This window comes from Pseudomonas syringae group sp. J254-4 (assembly GCF_032586855.1).
Lineage (GTDB): Bacteria > Pseudomonadota > Gammaproteobacteria > Pseudomonadales > Pseudomonadaceae > Aquipseudomonas > Aquipseudomonas amygdali.
This window is the reverse complement of sequence record NZ_JAWHOO010000001.1, coordinates 570,728-585,947: the sequence shown is the minus strand read 5'-3', so window position 1 is coordinate 585,947 and position 15,220 is coordinate 570,728. Positions and strand designations below refer to the sequence as shown.

The 15,220-nt window shown below is 56.0% G+C and carries 14 protein-coding genes and 2 pseudogenes; 6 read left to right on the top strand and 10 right to left on the bottom strand.

Annotation, left to right across the window (positions count from 1 at the left end):
• Positions 1-30: 30 nt before the first annotated feature.
• The 3 genes and pseudogenes from RYB09_RS02595 to RYB09_RS02580 all read right to left on the bottom strand — a co-directional run.
• A complete protein-coding gene (locus tag RYB09_RS02595; RefSeq protein WP_316887379.1) occupies positions 31-300 on the bottom strand; it encodes a pyocin activator PrtN family protein in 270 nt (89 codons plus the stop codon).
• Positions 297-938: pseudogene (locus RYB09_RS27135) on the bottom strand (hypothetical protein). The gene RYB09_RS02595 and the pseudogene RYB09_RS27135 overlap by 4 nt, the downstream one beginning before the upstream one ends.
• A gap of 500 nt (positions 939-1,438) precedes the next feature.
• Positions 1,439-1,924: pseudogene (locus tag RYB09_RS02580) on the bottom strand (DNA cytosine methyltransferase); the annotation flags it as partial.
• 171 nt (positions 1,925-2,095) lie between these two features.
• On the opposite strand from RYB09_RS02580, the gene RYB09_RS02575 reads away from it, so the two are divergent.
• Together RYB09_RS02575 and RYB09_RS02570 are read left to right on the top strand one after the other, a co-directional pair.
• Complete coding sequence (locus RYB09_RS02575) at positions 2,096-2,740, top strand: hypothetical protein (RefSeq protein ID WP_057401597.1); 645 nt, start codon at positions 2,096-2,098, stop codon at positions 2,738-2,740.
• A gap of 5 nt (positions 2,741-2,745) precedes the next feature.
• A complete protein-coding gene (locus tag RYB09_RS02570) occupies positions 2,746-3,063 on the top strand; it encodes a hypothetical protein (protein ID WP_225231654.1) in 318 nt (105 codons plus the stop codon).
• Positions 3,064-3,135: 72 nt separating this feature from the next.
• Here RYB09_RS02570 and RYB09_RS02565 read toward each other — a convergent pair whose 3' ends face one another.
• Positions 3,136-3,630: an Hcp family type VI secretion system effector gene (locus RYB09_RS02565; protein WP_016982465.1), complete on the bottom strand. Its 495-nt coding sequence runs from the start codon at positions 3,628-3,630 to the stop codon at positions 3,136-3,138.
• 40 nt (positions 3,631-3,670) lie between these two features.
• Between RYB09_RS02565 and RYB09_RS27130 the strand changes: the two genes are divergently transcribed.
• From RYB09_RS27130 to RYB09_RS02550, 3 genes are all read left to right on the top strand, one after another.
• Positions 3,671-4,072, top strand: coding sequence for a hypothetical protein (locus RYB09_RS27130; protein ID WP_410478293.1), 402 nt, complete (start codon positions 3,671-3,673; stop codon positions 4,070-4,072).
• Between the two features lie 61 nt (positions 4,073-4,133).
• Positions 4,134-5,153, top strand: coding sequence for a tRNA dihydrouridine(20/20a) synthase DusA (dusA, locus tag RYB09_RS02555; RefSeq protein ID WP_316887370.1), 1,020 nt, complete (start codon positions 4,134-4,136; stop codon positions 5,151-5,153).
• Between the two features lie 194 nt (positions 5,154-5,347).
• Positions 5,348-6,835 (top strand): glucan biosynthesis protein D, encoded by a 1,488-nt coding sequence (locus tag RYB09_RS02550; RefSeq protein ID WP_316887473.1) that lies wholly within the window; start codon positions 5,348-5,350, stop codon positions 6,833-6,835.
• Between the two features lie 19 nt (positions 6,836-6,854).
• On the opposite strand, the gene RYB09_RS02545 is transcribed toward RYB09_RS02550, so the two are convergent.
• Complete coding sequence (locus RYB09_RS02545) at positions 6,855-8,261, bottom strand: glucosyltransferase domain-containing protein (RefSeq protein ID WP_257605797.1); 1,407 nt, start codon at positions 8,259-8,261, stop codon at positions 6,855-6,857.
• A 121-nt stretch (positions 8,262-8,382) separates the two neighbouring features.
• A complete protein-coding gene (locus RYB09_RS02540; protein WP_058402044.1) occupies positions 8,383-9,861 on the bottom strand; it encodes a hypothetical protein in 1,479 nt (492 codons plus the stop codon).
• A gap of 239 nt (positions 9,862-10,100) precedes the next feature.
• Between RYB09_RS02540 and RYB09_RS02535 the strand changes: the two genes are divergently transcribed.
• Complete coding sequence (locus tag RYB09_RS02535) at positions 10,101-10,532, top strand: universal stress protein (RefSeq protein WP_005782898.1); 432 nt, start codon at positions 10,101-10,103, stop codon at positions 10,530-10,532.
• A 7-nt stretch (positions 10,533-10,539) separates the two neighbouring features.
• Here the strand turns inward: RYB09_RS02535 and RYB09_RS02530 are convergent, their stop codons facing one another.
• Genes RYB09_RS02530 through RYB09_RS02515 form a run of 4 tightly spaced genes read right to left on the bottom strand, consistent with a single transcriptional unit; the run spans position 10,540 to position 15,183 of the window.
• Positions 10,540-11,004 (bottom strand): response regulator, encoded by a 465-nt coding sequence (locus tag RYB09_RS02530; RefSeq protein ID WP_002552910.1) that lies wholly within the window; start codon positions 11,002-11,004, stop codon positions 10,540-10,542.
• Complete coding sequence (locus RYB09_RS02525; protein ID WP_058402045.1) at positions 11,001-13,337, bottom strand: ATP-binding protein; 2,337 nt, start codon at positions 13,335-13,337, stop codon at positions 11,001-11,003. Before RYB09_RS02525 ends, RYB09_RS02530 begins: the two co-directional genes overlap by 4 nt.
• Entirely contained in the window at positions 13,334-14,002 is a 669-nt protein-coding gene (locus RYB09_RS02520; RefSeq protein ID WP_122280295.1) for a response regulator, read from the bottom strand. Before RYB09_RS02520 ends, RYB09_RS02525 begins: the two co-directional genes overlap by 4 nt.
• Complete coding sequence (locus tag RYB09_RS02515) at positions 13,999-15,183, bottom strand: sensor histidine kinase (RefSeq protein WP_122280294.1); 1,185 nt, start codon at positions 15,181-15,183, stop codon at positions 13,999-14,001. The genes RYB09_RS02520 and RYB09_RS02515 overlap by 4 nt, the downstream gene beginning before the upstream one ends.
• Positions 15,184-15,220: the final 37 nt, after the last annotated feature.

The following is a 15,220-nucleotide window of genomic DNA, read 5'->3' as shown; positions in this document are numbered from 1 at the left end:
GCACACCTGCCTGCAGGTGTGCCCTTGGGTTCACGCCGCTCTGCCCATGAGCTGATTTTGCTCCTTAGTCGCCTTGTCTCCTTGCCGGTCAATGTATTCAGCTAAGTCTTTAAGGTGAATCCCAAGCGCTGCTTTCTGACTATCGGCGCCAAGCCGTACAACTGGAATATCTATTTCGCCATCAAGCCTTTTGCGCTTGAACTTTTCAACAGTTATATGCATGTAATCTGAACACACACGATCCAGTGGTATTACAGCTCGTCCTTCATACTGTGCCATCAGCAAAAACAGAGTATTCACGGCTTCACCTGCTTGAATTGAATTACCCATACCAATGGGTTGACGTTCCAGCTTTCGTGCCCGTTGAGCGATACCCATAGAATCGAGAACAGCTCCTCCTCCGGGTAACCAATGCCATCAGGGTCCAGATGGTCGCAGCAGCTCATTACACCCTCGGCAACAGCTTGTTCGGGCGTGATGTCGTGCAGCCTTTCGATGCGTACATCTGTGATTTCCAACAGAATCCGGGACGCCCAGCGCGGCATGTGGATGCTGGGCCGCCATTTAAAGCCGTAGTCACCAGCTACATCTATCCGATAGATGCAGTGCCTCGGTTTGCGAAGGGCTGCTGGAACGGCACAGATTTTTTTGCCTGTTCTCACCTATGCCGAGTAACTAAAGGCGTGGTTGCTCCAAGACTCATGTCCGGCGTCTGGGCAGGGTATCCATGTCTCGCGTACCCAAAGCCGGTCACCTGGCTGGTCGTAAGGTCAATCAGCTGTGTGTACATCTGCCGTTTGCGCTCCACGTCCGTTGGCAAGCTCCTTGTGTGGAGTACGTGGAGGCGTTTCCACCATCCGGCGCGTTACTGTCTTCTGGCCTGCCAGTAATGCGTGCGTCATCTGCCCGTTGAATAGTATGGGTCGCTCTTTACCCATCGCTGTGTTGGGCGTAACCATGTTACTGGGCTTGCTATGAACCCGTCTGGTTGGAGTTGTGCAGAGCATCGCGTTATAGGCGAATATTAGCTCCCGAGGGTGGGCATCGCGCTGATGAAGCATCATCGCAAAGTTAGCGATGTCCTCGAAGTTGCCAGGGTTTCCCTTGGGAATATGCCCGACCAACATCTCTGCCAGCGTTCTATCCTGCACCCTGGTTTCACTCCAGCCACGAAGACCTTTAGCGCGAGCTTCGGCTAGCTTTGTTTTCATGGCTGCAGCGAAGTTGTCGACGGCCAAATTATCGGGGTGTTGGTGTACTTGGCCAGGAAAGAGACGGGCGCAAAAGGCATCCAAATCTGCAAGGTATTGAGTTGCATCTGGAGTGCCGACATTCCCGACCAGTGTGCGTGACTTACCGAGCAGTGCCATGCTGTCGCTCAACACTGCGATCGTCTCGGTAAGTTGCCTGCGCGCTCTGTCACGCGCTCCTGTGCGGCTCATGCTGCCTCCCAGCAGAGTTCGATCTGCCGCCATGGGTCGTTTGCTTTGGCAAGTGCGGCCATCGGCGGTGGGCTGACGCTGTTGCCGCACATGTGCACCTGCTGGGTCTTAGTGAATGGCTTGCCGTCGGTGCCGTGGGTGATGACGTAGTCGGCCGGGAAGCCCTGGGCCTTGTACAGCTCGGACGGTTTGAGCATTCGAAGGCAGATGTCTACGATCACGTAGGGCGTACCCTTGACCATCACGGTGACCAGCGCCAAGCGATCCTTGGTCGTAATCGTGTGCGCTGGTTCTCCGGCGCTGCTGATGTTCTCGGTTCCGTAATAGCTGATCAGAAACGCGGCGACGCGCAGTGCGCCTTCCTAATGCTCTGGGGAGAGTCTGAGCGATACGACAGAGATTTTACCGCCGCCTCCGGCCGTGACAGTAGGCGCAGGCTCGTCAAGCGGCTGGCCGACGCAGGCATCGAACTGCCGCTCCAAAACCAGAGAAAGGGAAAGGCTGATGTCAACAGTGAGCTGGTTATCAAATTGGGAGCCTTTGGTGCTTGGGGGGGATTTTGATTTTTGTCCGTAGCTGGGCCGCTAGTGACTGCACTTACGGCAAAGGTTAATGTTAGAGTAAGGTTTTGCAAGCTGGTCACGGATGAACATATGGACGAATTTTGCACGCCAGAGTCAAACAATAGTCCCACTTGGACACTGCTTGATGTAATCATTTGGAAAGCATGGCCCGAGCGATTGGGCGGTGGCACCGCTTATTCAAGACGATTCAAAGATGCTTGGGTGGTTCATAATAAATCATATATCAAGGCGGCAGCAGCTAAGTACTTCCTCCCTATTGAGCTGTTGGCCGGAGTTTGTTGGATTGAGGTTGGCGGCGACCCAAATATTGTGGACAGGATAGGCTTTGAAGTAAGAGCTTTTGACCGCTTGGGTAATCGGCCACACCTAATTACTAGTCCCCCACTAAAAACCAGTTTTGGTTGGGTCAGCATCCAGCTTCGCACAGCAGCTGTTACTTTAGGAATGAATCCCGATGAGATGGATATCAGTCAGCTTCGGAGCTTGGCTAACTGTATTGAAACTGATATTTATAATATTGATATTGCGGCAAAGCACATACGTATGCTTGCTGATTATGATAATTTTTCTACCATCGGAATGGAGGAGGTACGAGTTATCGGTGCTCGGTATAATCGAGGTACAAGTTGGTCGTTAGATGAGATAAAAAAAGATATGCGTTACGGTAATTTCATCGTCAATTTTTGGTCTCACCTCAAACAGCTTATGATGTGATAAATATGAAAATTAAAAGCGTATTGTTACGAGTTTTTTTGTACGGTATCTATTTTTTCTGTCTGCTAATGTATGTGCTCTTTCAGGGGTCTGAATATGATTGGATGGATCCCAGTATGCTCGCGTCACCACCTGGTCTCGCGCCATCACCTGATAATCTATCCTTGCCGATTCAAGATGAGTCTAACAACAGAGCAGTTTTTCGGGGCTTGATCGTAACCATAGCTGTCGTTGTGCAGATGGCTATTTGCTTTTCGCTTTCTCGAAAAGAAGCAATAATTACTGTCACTCTACTTGGTGTCACTTTGCTTCTATTCAAATAAGTCTGGAGCCCGCCCTGTCGTTGGGCGGCCTTCAGTTGTTAAAGAATGCCGCTGAATTGCTAATGCTTTTGATTACGCAAAAGGCTTGTTTGCGGTCCTATCCCACCCCCCTGAGACAATACCAGCATTTCCTCCGTCAGCACGCCGCTGCTGAGAATACTCGAATTTTATACGGCCATAATTGAGTGTGATCATTTCCATAGGTAAGCCAGCATGCTCCGCACCATTACCGCTGACGGTTGATATCAAGACTTCTTCAAGAACGATATCTAGATATTTAAATTTCTCGGTGCCTGCACGGTGTACGCGAATAGTTACTTTGTTGATATGCGAGCCTCGGCAACAAAGTTCAAATAGTTTTGGTGTTGCTCTGTCTATATATTTACTGACTCTAAAGTCGCCCAGGGTCACGCCCCCAGCAGTCGCGCCGCCGCTAGAAGAGGCAGTTGTACTGATCGACTGAACCGCATCGTAATGATATGACAGCAGCTCCACCCAGCCTTTGTGGGCGTTGTCCAGCGACTCGCCCTCTACACCGTCCACCTGCATAAATGCGTCAAAAGACATATTAGCTTCCTGCTTAAAAATTGAGGGCTTAGACTAGCTTATGGAACCCCTAGATTGCCAGCTTCTGACTGCTCAATGCTTAATCGGCTACCTCTCCCAGCCAGCTCTCGCTTATGGCCTTAATCGTTGCCCGCTTGGTCTTGCCAAGAGGGCGAACCTTCTCGTACTCATCAAGGTATCGGTCGATCATCTGCTTGATGCTGACGGTTTTGCAGTTTATGCGTTTGATCGCACCAGGTGCGGTCAGCTCCGCTTCACGTTTCTTGATCCAGGCTTGGGCAACCTGCTTACGGTCGAAGGTTTAAGTTTCCTGATAAACTGCCGGGCCGACCCTATTGATCCGAATCTGAGCCGTGAAGCCAGTAGTTTGTCTTTGCGTTTCCGTGCCGTGATCGTGCCCATATCATTTGCTACATTTCAGGAACGATTTGCTACATCGTAGCAATCGCTCGTGAAAAGCAAGCAAAGACGGGTAAAAATAGCTGTATAAAAGACCAGTAAATATGATCAGCGAAAATCGAGAAACCCCAGCAAACATTGAAAAATCGGCCCCTGTACTATCCCGTCGCTTCTCCGTCGCCCCGATGATGGACTGGACCGACCACCATTGCCGATACTTCATGCGCAAGCTCTCAAAGCATGCATTGCTGTACACCGAAATGGTCACCACCGGTGCCTTGCTGCACGGCGACCGTGAGCGGTTCTTGCGCCATGACGAGACCGAGCACCCGTTGGCGTTGCAGCTGGGCGGCAGCACGGCGGCGGACTTGGCTGCCTGTTCCCGGTTGGCTGAGGAGGCGGGCTACGACGAGGTCAATCTGAACGTCGGTTGCCCAAGCGACCGGGTGCAGAACAACATGATCGGCGCATGCTTGATGGCGCATCCGCAGTTGGTGGCTGATTGTGTGAAGGCCATGCGCGATGCGGTCGGCATCCCGGTCACGGTCAAGCACCGGATCGGCATCAACGGCCGTGACAGCTACGCCGAGTTGTCTGATTTCGTCGGCAAGGTTCATGAGGCCGGTTGCGGGAGTTTTACGGTTCACGCGCGTATCGCGATTCTCGAAGGACTGTCTCCCAAGGAAAACCGCGATATTCCGCCGCTGCGTTATGACGTGGTCGCGCAGTTGAAGTCTGATTTCCCCGATCTGGAAATTGTACTCAACGGCGGCATCAAGACGCTGGAGCAGTGTAGCGAACATTTGCAGACCTTCGACGGCGTCATGCTGGGCCGTGAGGCTTATCACAACCCGTATCTGTTGGCGCATGTTGATCAGCAGTTGTTCGACAGCACTGCGCCGGTTATCAGTCGTTACGATGCGTTGGAGTCGATGCGGCCGTACATTGCGGCGCATATTGCCAGCGGTGGCAACATGCACCATGTCACTCGGCACATGCTCGGGCTTGGTTTGGGTTTCCCCGGCGCACGGCGTTTCCGTCAGTTGCTGTCGGTTGATATACACAAGGCCGAAAATCCCATGCTGTTGCTGGATCAGGCAGCGGCGTTCCTTGAGGGGCATTGAGTTAATCGGACGAGCTGAACGGGTGGATTTGGCGGGCTGATCTATGCTCAGGTCTACCGCCCACCAGATCTACCCCCACCAGGTCACTTCCCACCATGTTGAATCGACGAAACTTTCTCGAGTTTTCTTCGATATCTGCTCTGTTGTTCGTATCAGGTATCCCTTCTTCCTCACAGGCTGACGAGCCGCTGAAAATGGGCGATAGCGAGCCCTTTTCGTTTGATCTTTTAGTGCAGCGCGCAAAAGAGGCCGCCTCACAGCCGTACATTGTGCCGTCAACTCTTTCGGCGGAGGTACTGGCGAAACTGGACTATGACGCTCACGGCAAGATTCGCTTCAAGCCGGAGTACGCATTGTTCGCGGAGGGACCGGGCCAGTTTCCGATCACTTTTTTCCACCCGGGGAAGTTTTTCCCCAAGCCGGTGCGGCTCTATGTCGTCGATAAGGGTGCTGCCAGGGAAATTCTCTACGATCAGGCGTATTTCGACATGCCCGAAGACAGCCCTGCGCGTCAGTTGACTCAGGGTGTTGGCTTTGCCGGGTTTCGCTTTCAGGAAAGTCGAACAGGCGATCAGAAAAAACTGGATTGGCGTAATAACGATTGGACGGCTTTTCTCGGCGCTGCGTACTTTCGTGCCATTGGCGAGCTGTATCAATATGGACTTTCCGCACGGGGTATCGCGCTGGATGTCGCCCAGCCCGAGCGTGCGGAAGAATTTCCCGACTTCACTCACTTCTGGTTTGAATCGCCGGACAGCAATACATCCGACTCGGTCGTTGTCTATGCACTGCTTTACGGGCCGAGTATCTGTGGGGCGTATCGCTTTGCCATACAGCGGGGCAAAGGGGTGGTCATGGAGGTCGAGGCCGCACTGTTCATGCGCGGCGAAGTGCAAAGGTTCGGCATCGCGCCGATCAGCTCAATGTACTGGTTCAGTGAACAGACCAAGAAAACAGCTGCTGACTGGCGGCCCGAGGTGCATGACTCCGACGGACTGGCGATCTGGACCGGTGCAGGCGAGCGAATATGGCGACCGTTGAACAACCCGCCGAGAACCATGGCATCTGCCTTCAGCGACAATAACCCGCGAGGTTTCGGTCTGCTGCAGCGGGATCGCGAATTCAGCCATTACCTGGATGGCGTGCATTATGAACGGCGGCCGAGCCTGTGGGTCGAGCCCTTGGGCGATTGGGGGAAAGGCGCCGTACAGTTGGTTGAAATTCCTACAGACGATGAGATCCACGACAATATCGTCGCCATGTGGGTACCTGAAAAACCGGCAGGCCCCGGAACAGATTACCGGCTGCGTTATCGTCTGCACTGGCTGGCGGACGAGCCATACCCCGGTGAGTTGGCTCATTGCGTAGCGACTCGTTTCGGTAATGGTGGCCGGCCAGGACAGACGCGGCCGCAAGGCGTGCGAAAATTTGTCGTCGAATTTCAGGGCCGCACTCTGGAAAAAGTGCCGTTCAATACGTTTCCGGAAGCGGTATTGTCCAGCTCAAGAGGGACTTTCTCCAATATTTTCACCGAGGCAGTGCCTGACGGTCTGGCGGGGCATTGGCGGGCGCAATTCGACCTGACGGTAGAAGGTGCAGAACCGGTAGACATGCGTCTGTATCTGCGACTGGGTGAGCTGACGTTAACCGAGAGCTGGCTGTACCAATACCATCCATTCTGACGGATGAGGCCCGATGCGGTCAGTGCTCTGGATGATAGTCCTGCGGCTCGGTGATTTTTTTGAGCACCAGATAACCCGTATTTTCAGACAGGTGAACGCGATAAAGCGGCCTGATCAGCACCGGGGGCTGAAGATGTTCACCGACTGGCGGTTCGGTATATTTATGGACATTGATGATGCCGGTTCTCGGCAGTGCTTCCGGCAGCGTCAGGTAATGAGTATTCAGTAGGTAACCCAGTACCGGTAAGACGTTTGAGGCCGACTGCGCCGCGGGCAACCAGTTTTGCAAATAGAACCCTCGCAAATGTATACGCTCCAGCGTTCTCGACTGTGATAGCGCGTCGATGTCGTAGGCAATGCTTCGTGCAACATGCTGGCCCAGCTCTTTTTGCGCGCTCAGAACATTCCCGTAGACAAACGAAAGCGAGAGCATGCCCGCCAGTGGCAGGACGATAAACAGTCTGGGTAACAGCGTTTCCGGCGGGCAGGAACGTTCGTAAAGATAGAGCGCTGCGACAATCAGTATCGAAAAACCGGTCAGGGTTCGGGCCTCCGGGATGAAGTCTTTGAGCATCAGGGTTGTACCCGATACAAGAAATATCAGCAGTGGGGCGGTGACCAGAAATATGAAAAACACGCCCACTCTGCGCCAGAGGGGCTCGGCATATTGCAGCAGGGCTGTCGCGATGGAAATGAGTTTCACAGTGGCAACAAGGGTGATAATCGTGGCGGTCATTTCAAGTAACTCACCGTGCACGAGCAGTGCTATTTGCTGAGCCAGAAACTGTATACGGTCATCTAGCTCCTGTAACGCGCCCTGATTTATATTCAGCAGATGCGTGCGGCTGCCTTTGATGAACGGTATCGCCAGGCACGCATAAATCAGAAGCCCCATTGCCAGGATGATCAGTTGGCTCAGTAGTGAAGAGAACAAGGCGTTGAACGTCTTTCTCGCCTCGACGCTGCGAATAAACTCAATACAGTACAGGCCCACTAAAACATTGAGTGCCGGCTGATAGAGTGCAAGCGCTGCAGCCATCCATAAGGCCGCTTTCCAGCTGCTTTTCAACGGCTTGTAGGTCGAATGCAGCAGTGCCTCCACCGCCAGGCACAGGCTCAGTACCATCCCTGGACCGTCGTATTGGTAAGACAGGTTCTGCAGGAAGAAGGGGTTGTACAGAACAGGCAACACAATCAGGCAGTTCAGCGCGGTAGGGCGGCTAAAGTAATGATGCGCCAAGCGGGTCAGGGATACCGCCAGCAGGCCAGTGGTCAGCAATAACGGCAGCGGGAACAGATTGATCGCGCCTGACGAAAAACCGAGCACCATATAAAGTAGGTCTACGCCGGGGCGGCCTTGTTCTGTCCAGCGACCCTGTGCAAGTTGCGACCTCCAGTAGTCATCGGCGTAAGTCTGGTCGGCCATGAGAAACGGAACTATGTACAGCAGGCTTGCCCCGAGCAGTAGCCAATATGAGTGTTGCCAGGAAAGTGCTTGACTCAGCCATCTGATAGGGGGCATGGGAAGTGTCGCTGCGGAAAGTGGGTTACGGTTCCCAGATATAAGTATCGGGGGTTGTAATTTTTTTCATGACGATGCAGCCGGTCTGCTGATGAACCTTAATGCTGTAGAACGTGCGATCAACTATCGGTGCACTGGACGTCAGGTCCTGCGCAGTGCATGGCGATGTCAGCCATTCACCGCGAGTGATACCAACGCGTTGCAGTCTTGCAGGTGTCGCGCGCTCGTCGACATTCATGATGTATTTGATCGCAGGAAGTTTTTCGAAGGTTCCGCTGGCCGCTGGCAGCCAGTTTTGAAGTGGCTGACTGTCGAAGTGAAAAGTGTCTATATTTTGCAGATCAGGCAGGGTGTCGATGTCGTAGGCAAGGCTGAAAAGTACATAAGTGCCGAGCTCTTTCTGCAGGATCAGCACTCTGGCGTAGGCATAGGAAAAGGACAGCATGCAAACGACCGGCAGGATCAGCACCAGACGCACTGCATCATGCTGTTTCCAGGCATGCGTGTTGATCAGGAAAAAAAGCGCGATCAGCAGTGTCGAGAATCCCGTCAATGTTCCGGCCCGGCCGGCGAAATCATTCGCTAACAAGGCTGTTCCGGGAATCAGCAGCAAGAGTGCAACAGGCAGGCTCAGGTAAAAGAGGACAGCGACTGCCTTGCGGGCAACGCCGTTCGGTCGCCTGAGTGCGCTGAGTACTTGGCTGACGTAACCAGGTAGCGCAACCAGTAAAAGCGCGATAGCCAGCCAGGTGGTGCCTGTGTTGAACAAAAATCCCACGTTCTGGTGGAGCAGGGCCAGCCGCCTGATTATTTCCGCAAGCCAGTGACTGTCCATTGTCAGCAAGTCGTATGCGCCGACCGTCACGTAAAGGCACAATCCGCACAACAACTGCGTCAGCCTGATCATCAGCAGCCTGCCAATGAAACCCGGAATGCGCTGCTGTATCAGCGCTCTCATGCATTCAACGCAACAGAGGCCGAGGAAAACATTGAGGCTTGTTGTACTGGACGCCAGTGCGCAGGCGATCATCAGGCCTGGAATGGCCAGTTTTCTGATCATTGCGGGGGAGTCATAAACAATTGCGAAAACGATCAAAGCGATGCCCAGCGCAATGATCGGGCCATCGTAGTGGCTAGAAAGGCTCTGCAGGAGGAACGGGTTGTACCAAAGCGGCAGTACCACCAGACAGTCAATCACTGTGGGCGTCGCAAAGCAGTCACGCACCCACTTGAACATGGCCCACGAAATCAGCGCTGTAGCGATTAACAGTGGCAGTGGGAAGAGTTCGGGTGCGCCGGTTGTAAAGGTCAGCGCGCGATAGGCGAGGGTGGCAAGTGGATATCCTTGCTCTGCCCATTGCCCCTGAGCATTGCTTGAGATCCGGTCATCTTCGGCAGAGGGCGCATTGGCGAGCAGTAACGGCAGAATATAGAAAACGTTGGCAGCCAGGATGAATAGCAGCGTGGCCTGTTTCGAGAGGCGTTTGTTCCAATGGGCAGTCATTGACTGATCGTTCCATGAGACCGATACCGCCACTGCCGGTCGTTGCTGGCACTACTGCACTCACTCTAGAAGAATAAATGCCTTCGTCAAATCAAATCATCTTCCAGCCCATCGTGTGTTGCGGTCGCAGAGGTGTAGGCCAGCACACATTGCCCTGAATCAACAAGCTGCCGTTCAGCAGTGGTTGCCCACCAGCCAACGGATTATATTGATCGCATACCCCCTCAAGGAAAGCGCACATGCACAAAGTTTTGGTTCCCTTCGACGGCTCCGAGCACGCCATGCGTGCCTTGGGCTATGTCATCGAATTGTCTGGCGACCTCACCAAATCGCTTGAGGTGCATATCCTCAATGTGCAGGCCAGCCCCATTGATTACAGCCTTTATCTGGCCCCCGACATGATTGAGGGCGTCAAGGCCGGGCTGACCAATGAAGGCAAGCGCGTGCTTGATGACGCGATTGCACTGCTGACCGCCGCGGGCGTGCCGTTCCAGGCCCATGTCGAGCTGGGCAACGTCGCCGAACAGGTAGAAGCCGAGGTTCAGCGATTGGGTTGTGATGCTGTGGTCATGGGCACCCGCGGGCTTGGCAACTTTGGCGGCCTGCTGCTGGGCTCGGTAGCCACGCGGGTGATCCATGAAGTGTCGGTGCCGGTGACGCTCATCAAATAAAGACGCCTCACTGCTGCGCCAGTGTCCGTGGCTGGCGCAACAGCTCGATGTTTTCCGGCGGCACCAGCTTGCGCAGCGATTTATACAGGGCGCGAGTTTCCAGCAGGTTCCAGATACGCAGCATGGTCTCCAGCGCATCCAGCGGTTTGCTGATGAAGTCCCGTGCGCCCAGCGCCAGGGCGCGTAGGCGGGTATCGCGTGTCGCGTCGGCGGTCAGGACCATGATTGGTAGATAGTCATTGGCCGGGATGCGCCGGTTGAGCTGTTCCAGAACCGCAAAACCATCGAATTCGGGCATGTGCAGATCAAGCACCACCAGGTCCGGCTCAAAGCTGTTGAACAGGTCCAGCGTGCGCAGCGGCTCAGTGCTGCTCAGCACATTGGTCAGGCCCTCGCGGGCAAGCAGTTGCTCCATCAGATCAAGGTTGGGCCGCTGGTCGTCAATGATCAGAATGCGGAAATCTCCGGTCATGTTGGCTCCGGTAAATACTGGTCCAGGAGGGCGAGAAACACCGGCACCTGAATAGGTTTGGTCAGAATGGCCGTTGCACCGGCCTGTTTCAGTTCGCAACTGGCTTTATCACTGGTGTCGGCTGTAATCATCAGGACGGGGGTATTGGCCGTAGCCGGCATGCGCCGCAGGCGTTGCAGCACCTCAAGGCCTTTGATGTCCGGCAGGTTCAGGTCCAGCAGAATCAGTTGCGGCGCATGCTGGCGGGCCAGATCCAGCCCCAGCTGACCCTGCATGCTCGACAGCAACTGGATACCGGGCCTGCGCTGCATCAGTGTCTCGATCAAGGCCATGCTCGACAGGTTGTCTTCGATGCACAGCAGCTTGCCATGATAAGCCGGGCGAGCAGGCAGGCGGGCGGCAAGGGCGGCGTCAGCGGGCATGCCAGTCTGTGGCAGGGGAGCCGTGGGGGCGTGCACCAGAACAAGCGGCAGCTCCAGTATGAAGCGGCAGCCTTCAGCCGGTGTGTTCTGCACTGACAGGGTGCCGTGCATCATTTCCAGCATGCTTTTGCTCAGCGCCAGCCCCAGCCCGGTGCCCTCGACGCTCGGGTTGGCATCCAGTCGTTCGAACGGTTTGAACAACTGCCCGATACGCTCTGGCGCAATTCCGTAGCCGGTATCGATTACGCTCACGGTAACTCGCTCGTCTGACTGCTCGACTTCAATCCGCACCTGACCCTCGGGACGGTTGTATTTGATGGCGTTGGACAGCAGGTTGAGCAACACCTGAATCAAGCGCTGGCGATCCGCGACCACGCCAAGCTTGTCAGACAATTGCGGCAACGCCTTCAATTCGATGTTGGCGTCAGCCGCCATCGGCGAGACCAGCACCAGCGCTTCTTCAAGCACGCTCGACAGTGATACCGGTTCCAGGCTCAGGGACACATGCCCGGCTTCGATTCTGGCGATGTCGAGCACTTCATTGATCAGTTTCAGCAGGTGCTGACCGGCTCGCAGAATATGGCCGATTTGCGGTCGCTGGCTTGCAGGCGAGTCCATGTCCAGCAACTGGGCAAAGCCCAGAATCGAGTTCAGGGGCGTGCGCAACTCGTGGCTCATGCGTGAGAGAAACTCACTTTTCGCCCGGCTGGCCCGCTCGGCTTCCTCGCGGGCAGTGCCCAAGGCAATTTCGGCGACACGACGATCACTGATGTCACGGGTGATCTTGGAAAAGCCACGCAGTTCGTCATTGCCATCGTATTGGGCGGTAATCACCACGCTGGCCCAGAAACGGCTGCCGTCCTTGCGTCTGCGCCAGCTTTCTTCGGTATAGCGGCCGTTGACCGTGGCTTCACGCAGGGCCATATCAGGGTGTTGCGGACACTCCTCCGGCAGGTAAAAAACAGAGAAGTGCTTACCGATGATCTCTTGTTCTGTGTAGCCCTTGATGCGCTCGGCACCTGCGTTCCAGGTGGTGACATAGCCGTTGCGGTCCAGCGCAAAGATGCCGTAGTCCTTCACGCCTTCGATGATCAGCCGCAAACGTTCTTCATTGTCTCGCAGCGCGCGTTCGCGTTCGGCCAGCAATTGACCGGCTTCGACCAGTCGGGTGCCGAGCTGGCCGATTTCGTCCTTTTCCGGGGGTTGGGGCAGCAACGGGTGCCCGAGCGCCAGCCGCTGAGCATTGCGTTGCACCTGATGCACCCTGGCCACGATGCCTTTGGACAGCATCAGCACAGCAAGAATGGCTCCGAATATTCCGCAGGCGGCTGCCAGCAGGGTCGAGAGCAGCAGGCGTTCGCGGGTAGCGGCCGCCGCTTCGGTACGTTCGGCGAGCAAGGCGTCTTCGCGCTCGCGCATGATGCCGATCCGCTCGCGCAACTGGTCGAGCACGTATTTGTTTTCGACCAGAATGCGGGCAACGGTTTGTTGATCTTCCATGCTCATCGAGCGCAGCTTTTCCAGGCCGTCGACCTTGGTGTTGATCAGCGGCTCAATGGCTTTGAGGTGTTCGCGCATCTGCCCATCGCGCACATTGTCGTTGAGTCGCGCCAATGCCGCCCCGATCAGCGGCTGTGCATTGATGTAGCCGGGCAGGAAGTCTTCCTGATGAGTCAGCAGGTAGCCACGCACACTGGCCGCACCTTCTGCGATCTGGGTATGCAGTGTCTGGATGTCGCCTTGCACCAGCAGCACCCGACGTACATCTTCCTCTGCCTGTGCGGTCTGGCGTTCAGCGATATAGATGAGCACCAGCGAGAACATGAGAATCGCCAGCGGCAAAGAAATGGCCACCAGCGCCTTGCCGCGTAACGGAAGGTCTTCCCAGCGACTGCTTCCGGGTGTCGTCATCGCCACTCGCTCGTCGACTGGCTCACCAGGCCCAGCGCCACGCCACGCACGGCGGCCTGAGTACGGTCCGAGGCACCCAGTTTGCCGATGACCTTTTCCACGTGTGCCTTGGCGGTGCCGGTAGTAATGCCGAGTTTTTCGCCGATTTCACGATTGCTGAAGCCGCCCGCCACCAGTCCCAGTACCTGACGTTCGCGAGGTGTGAGGGATTCCGGCAGGGCTGCGCCACTGGTGTTGCGCTCGGTCATGCGCCGTAGCAGGCGCGCACTGACGGTGCTGTTCAAGGCTTCTTCGCCACGGGCCACACGTTGCAGACCGGCGATTACTTCGTCGCGGCTGGCGTCCTTGAGCAGATAGCCCACCGCCCCCGCGCTGATCGCGGCTTCCAGATGATCAGTGCTGTCGTCCATGGTGAAAATCACCACTTTCAGGTCCGGCATACGCTGCTGGAGAACTCGCGCAGCGCCCAGTCCGTTGAGCACTGGCATGCGAATGTCGAGAATTGCGATGTCCGGTTGCAGTTCCTGGCACAGGTCGATGGCTTGCTGGCCGTCTGCGGCCTGGCCGACCACTTCGAATTCCGGATGCCCCGCCAGCAGCGAGACGAACCCGGTGCGGGTTACTTCATGATCGTCCGCCAAAACCAGTCGCACAGTGTCAGTCATGTTGTTGCCTTGTCTGCGGTAAAAGGGACGATGGCGCGCAGCCGGGTGCCGCGCTCAAGGCGGCTGAAGCAGGTCAGGCGACCGCCCAGAAGGCTGGCGCGTTCCTGCATGGCCACCAGGCCCAGCTTTTGAACGCTACTGCCGTTACGCGGCTTTTCGGTGATGAAACCCCGGCCGTTGTCTTCCAGGCTTAGTGAAACATTGTCGTTACTCAGTTCCAGCGCCAATTCTACGCAGCTGGCACCGGCGTGTTTGAAGACATTGTTGATGCCTTCCTGAGCGATGCGGAATAACGCAATTTCCAGGTGGCTGGGCAAGCGTGCCTGGGAACGCGACGTCCACTGCACGGCGATGCCCGCTTCACGCAGGCGGTCGGCTTCCTTGTCGACTGCCTGCAACAGCCCGAAATCATCCAGCACGCTGGGTCGCAGACCGCTGATCAACTGCCGTCCTTCACCGACGCAGTGCTGCGCCAGCTTGAGAATGGCTTGCAGGTCGGCGTCCAGCGGTTCAGGCAGTTGCGGACAGCGACCGGCAAAACCCTGCAGCCGCTGGTGCAGACCGGCGAGTGTCTGGGCCAGCCCGTCGTGCAGGTCGTAGGCCATGCGTTTGCGTTCGTCTTCCTGAGCGGTGAACAACTGGCGGACCAGTTCGGACATGGTGCGTTCTCTGACGACCAGTGCTTCAAGCAGCCGATTGTTTTCCAGATGTGCGGCCAGCAACGTTGCCAGCAGTTGCAGGGACTCGATGTCCTCATTGTCCGGGGCATTGATGCCCACGCTGTTGGCCAGCAGCAAGGTACCGAAACAGCCTTCGTCGGCACCACGCAACGGCAATAACAGCACACAAGGCAAGTCGGGACCGCTGCGCTCCAGCCATTGCGGGCCGATGGCCAGCGGGTCGGCGACTGTTTCAAGGGTACTCAGGCGGTCCGCATTGCCATGACTGGCGGTGGTGTGCACGTTGTTGTCGGTGCCCCATTCCAGCAGCAGGCCATGGTCCATGGCGACGAATGCGCAGGCGCGCTGCAGCACTCGCTGGCGCATGGCCTCGGGAGGTAATTGGGTCAGCTCCTGACCGGTATCCACTAACAGGCGCAGGCGAGCTGCGCGGCTTTGCGACTGGCGATACTGGTTGCGGATGGCCAGCGCGCTTGCCGGGTCATGGGGGGGGCTTTGCATGAGGAGCTCCAGCGAGGGTGGATGCCCGCGCGGGCAT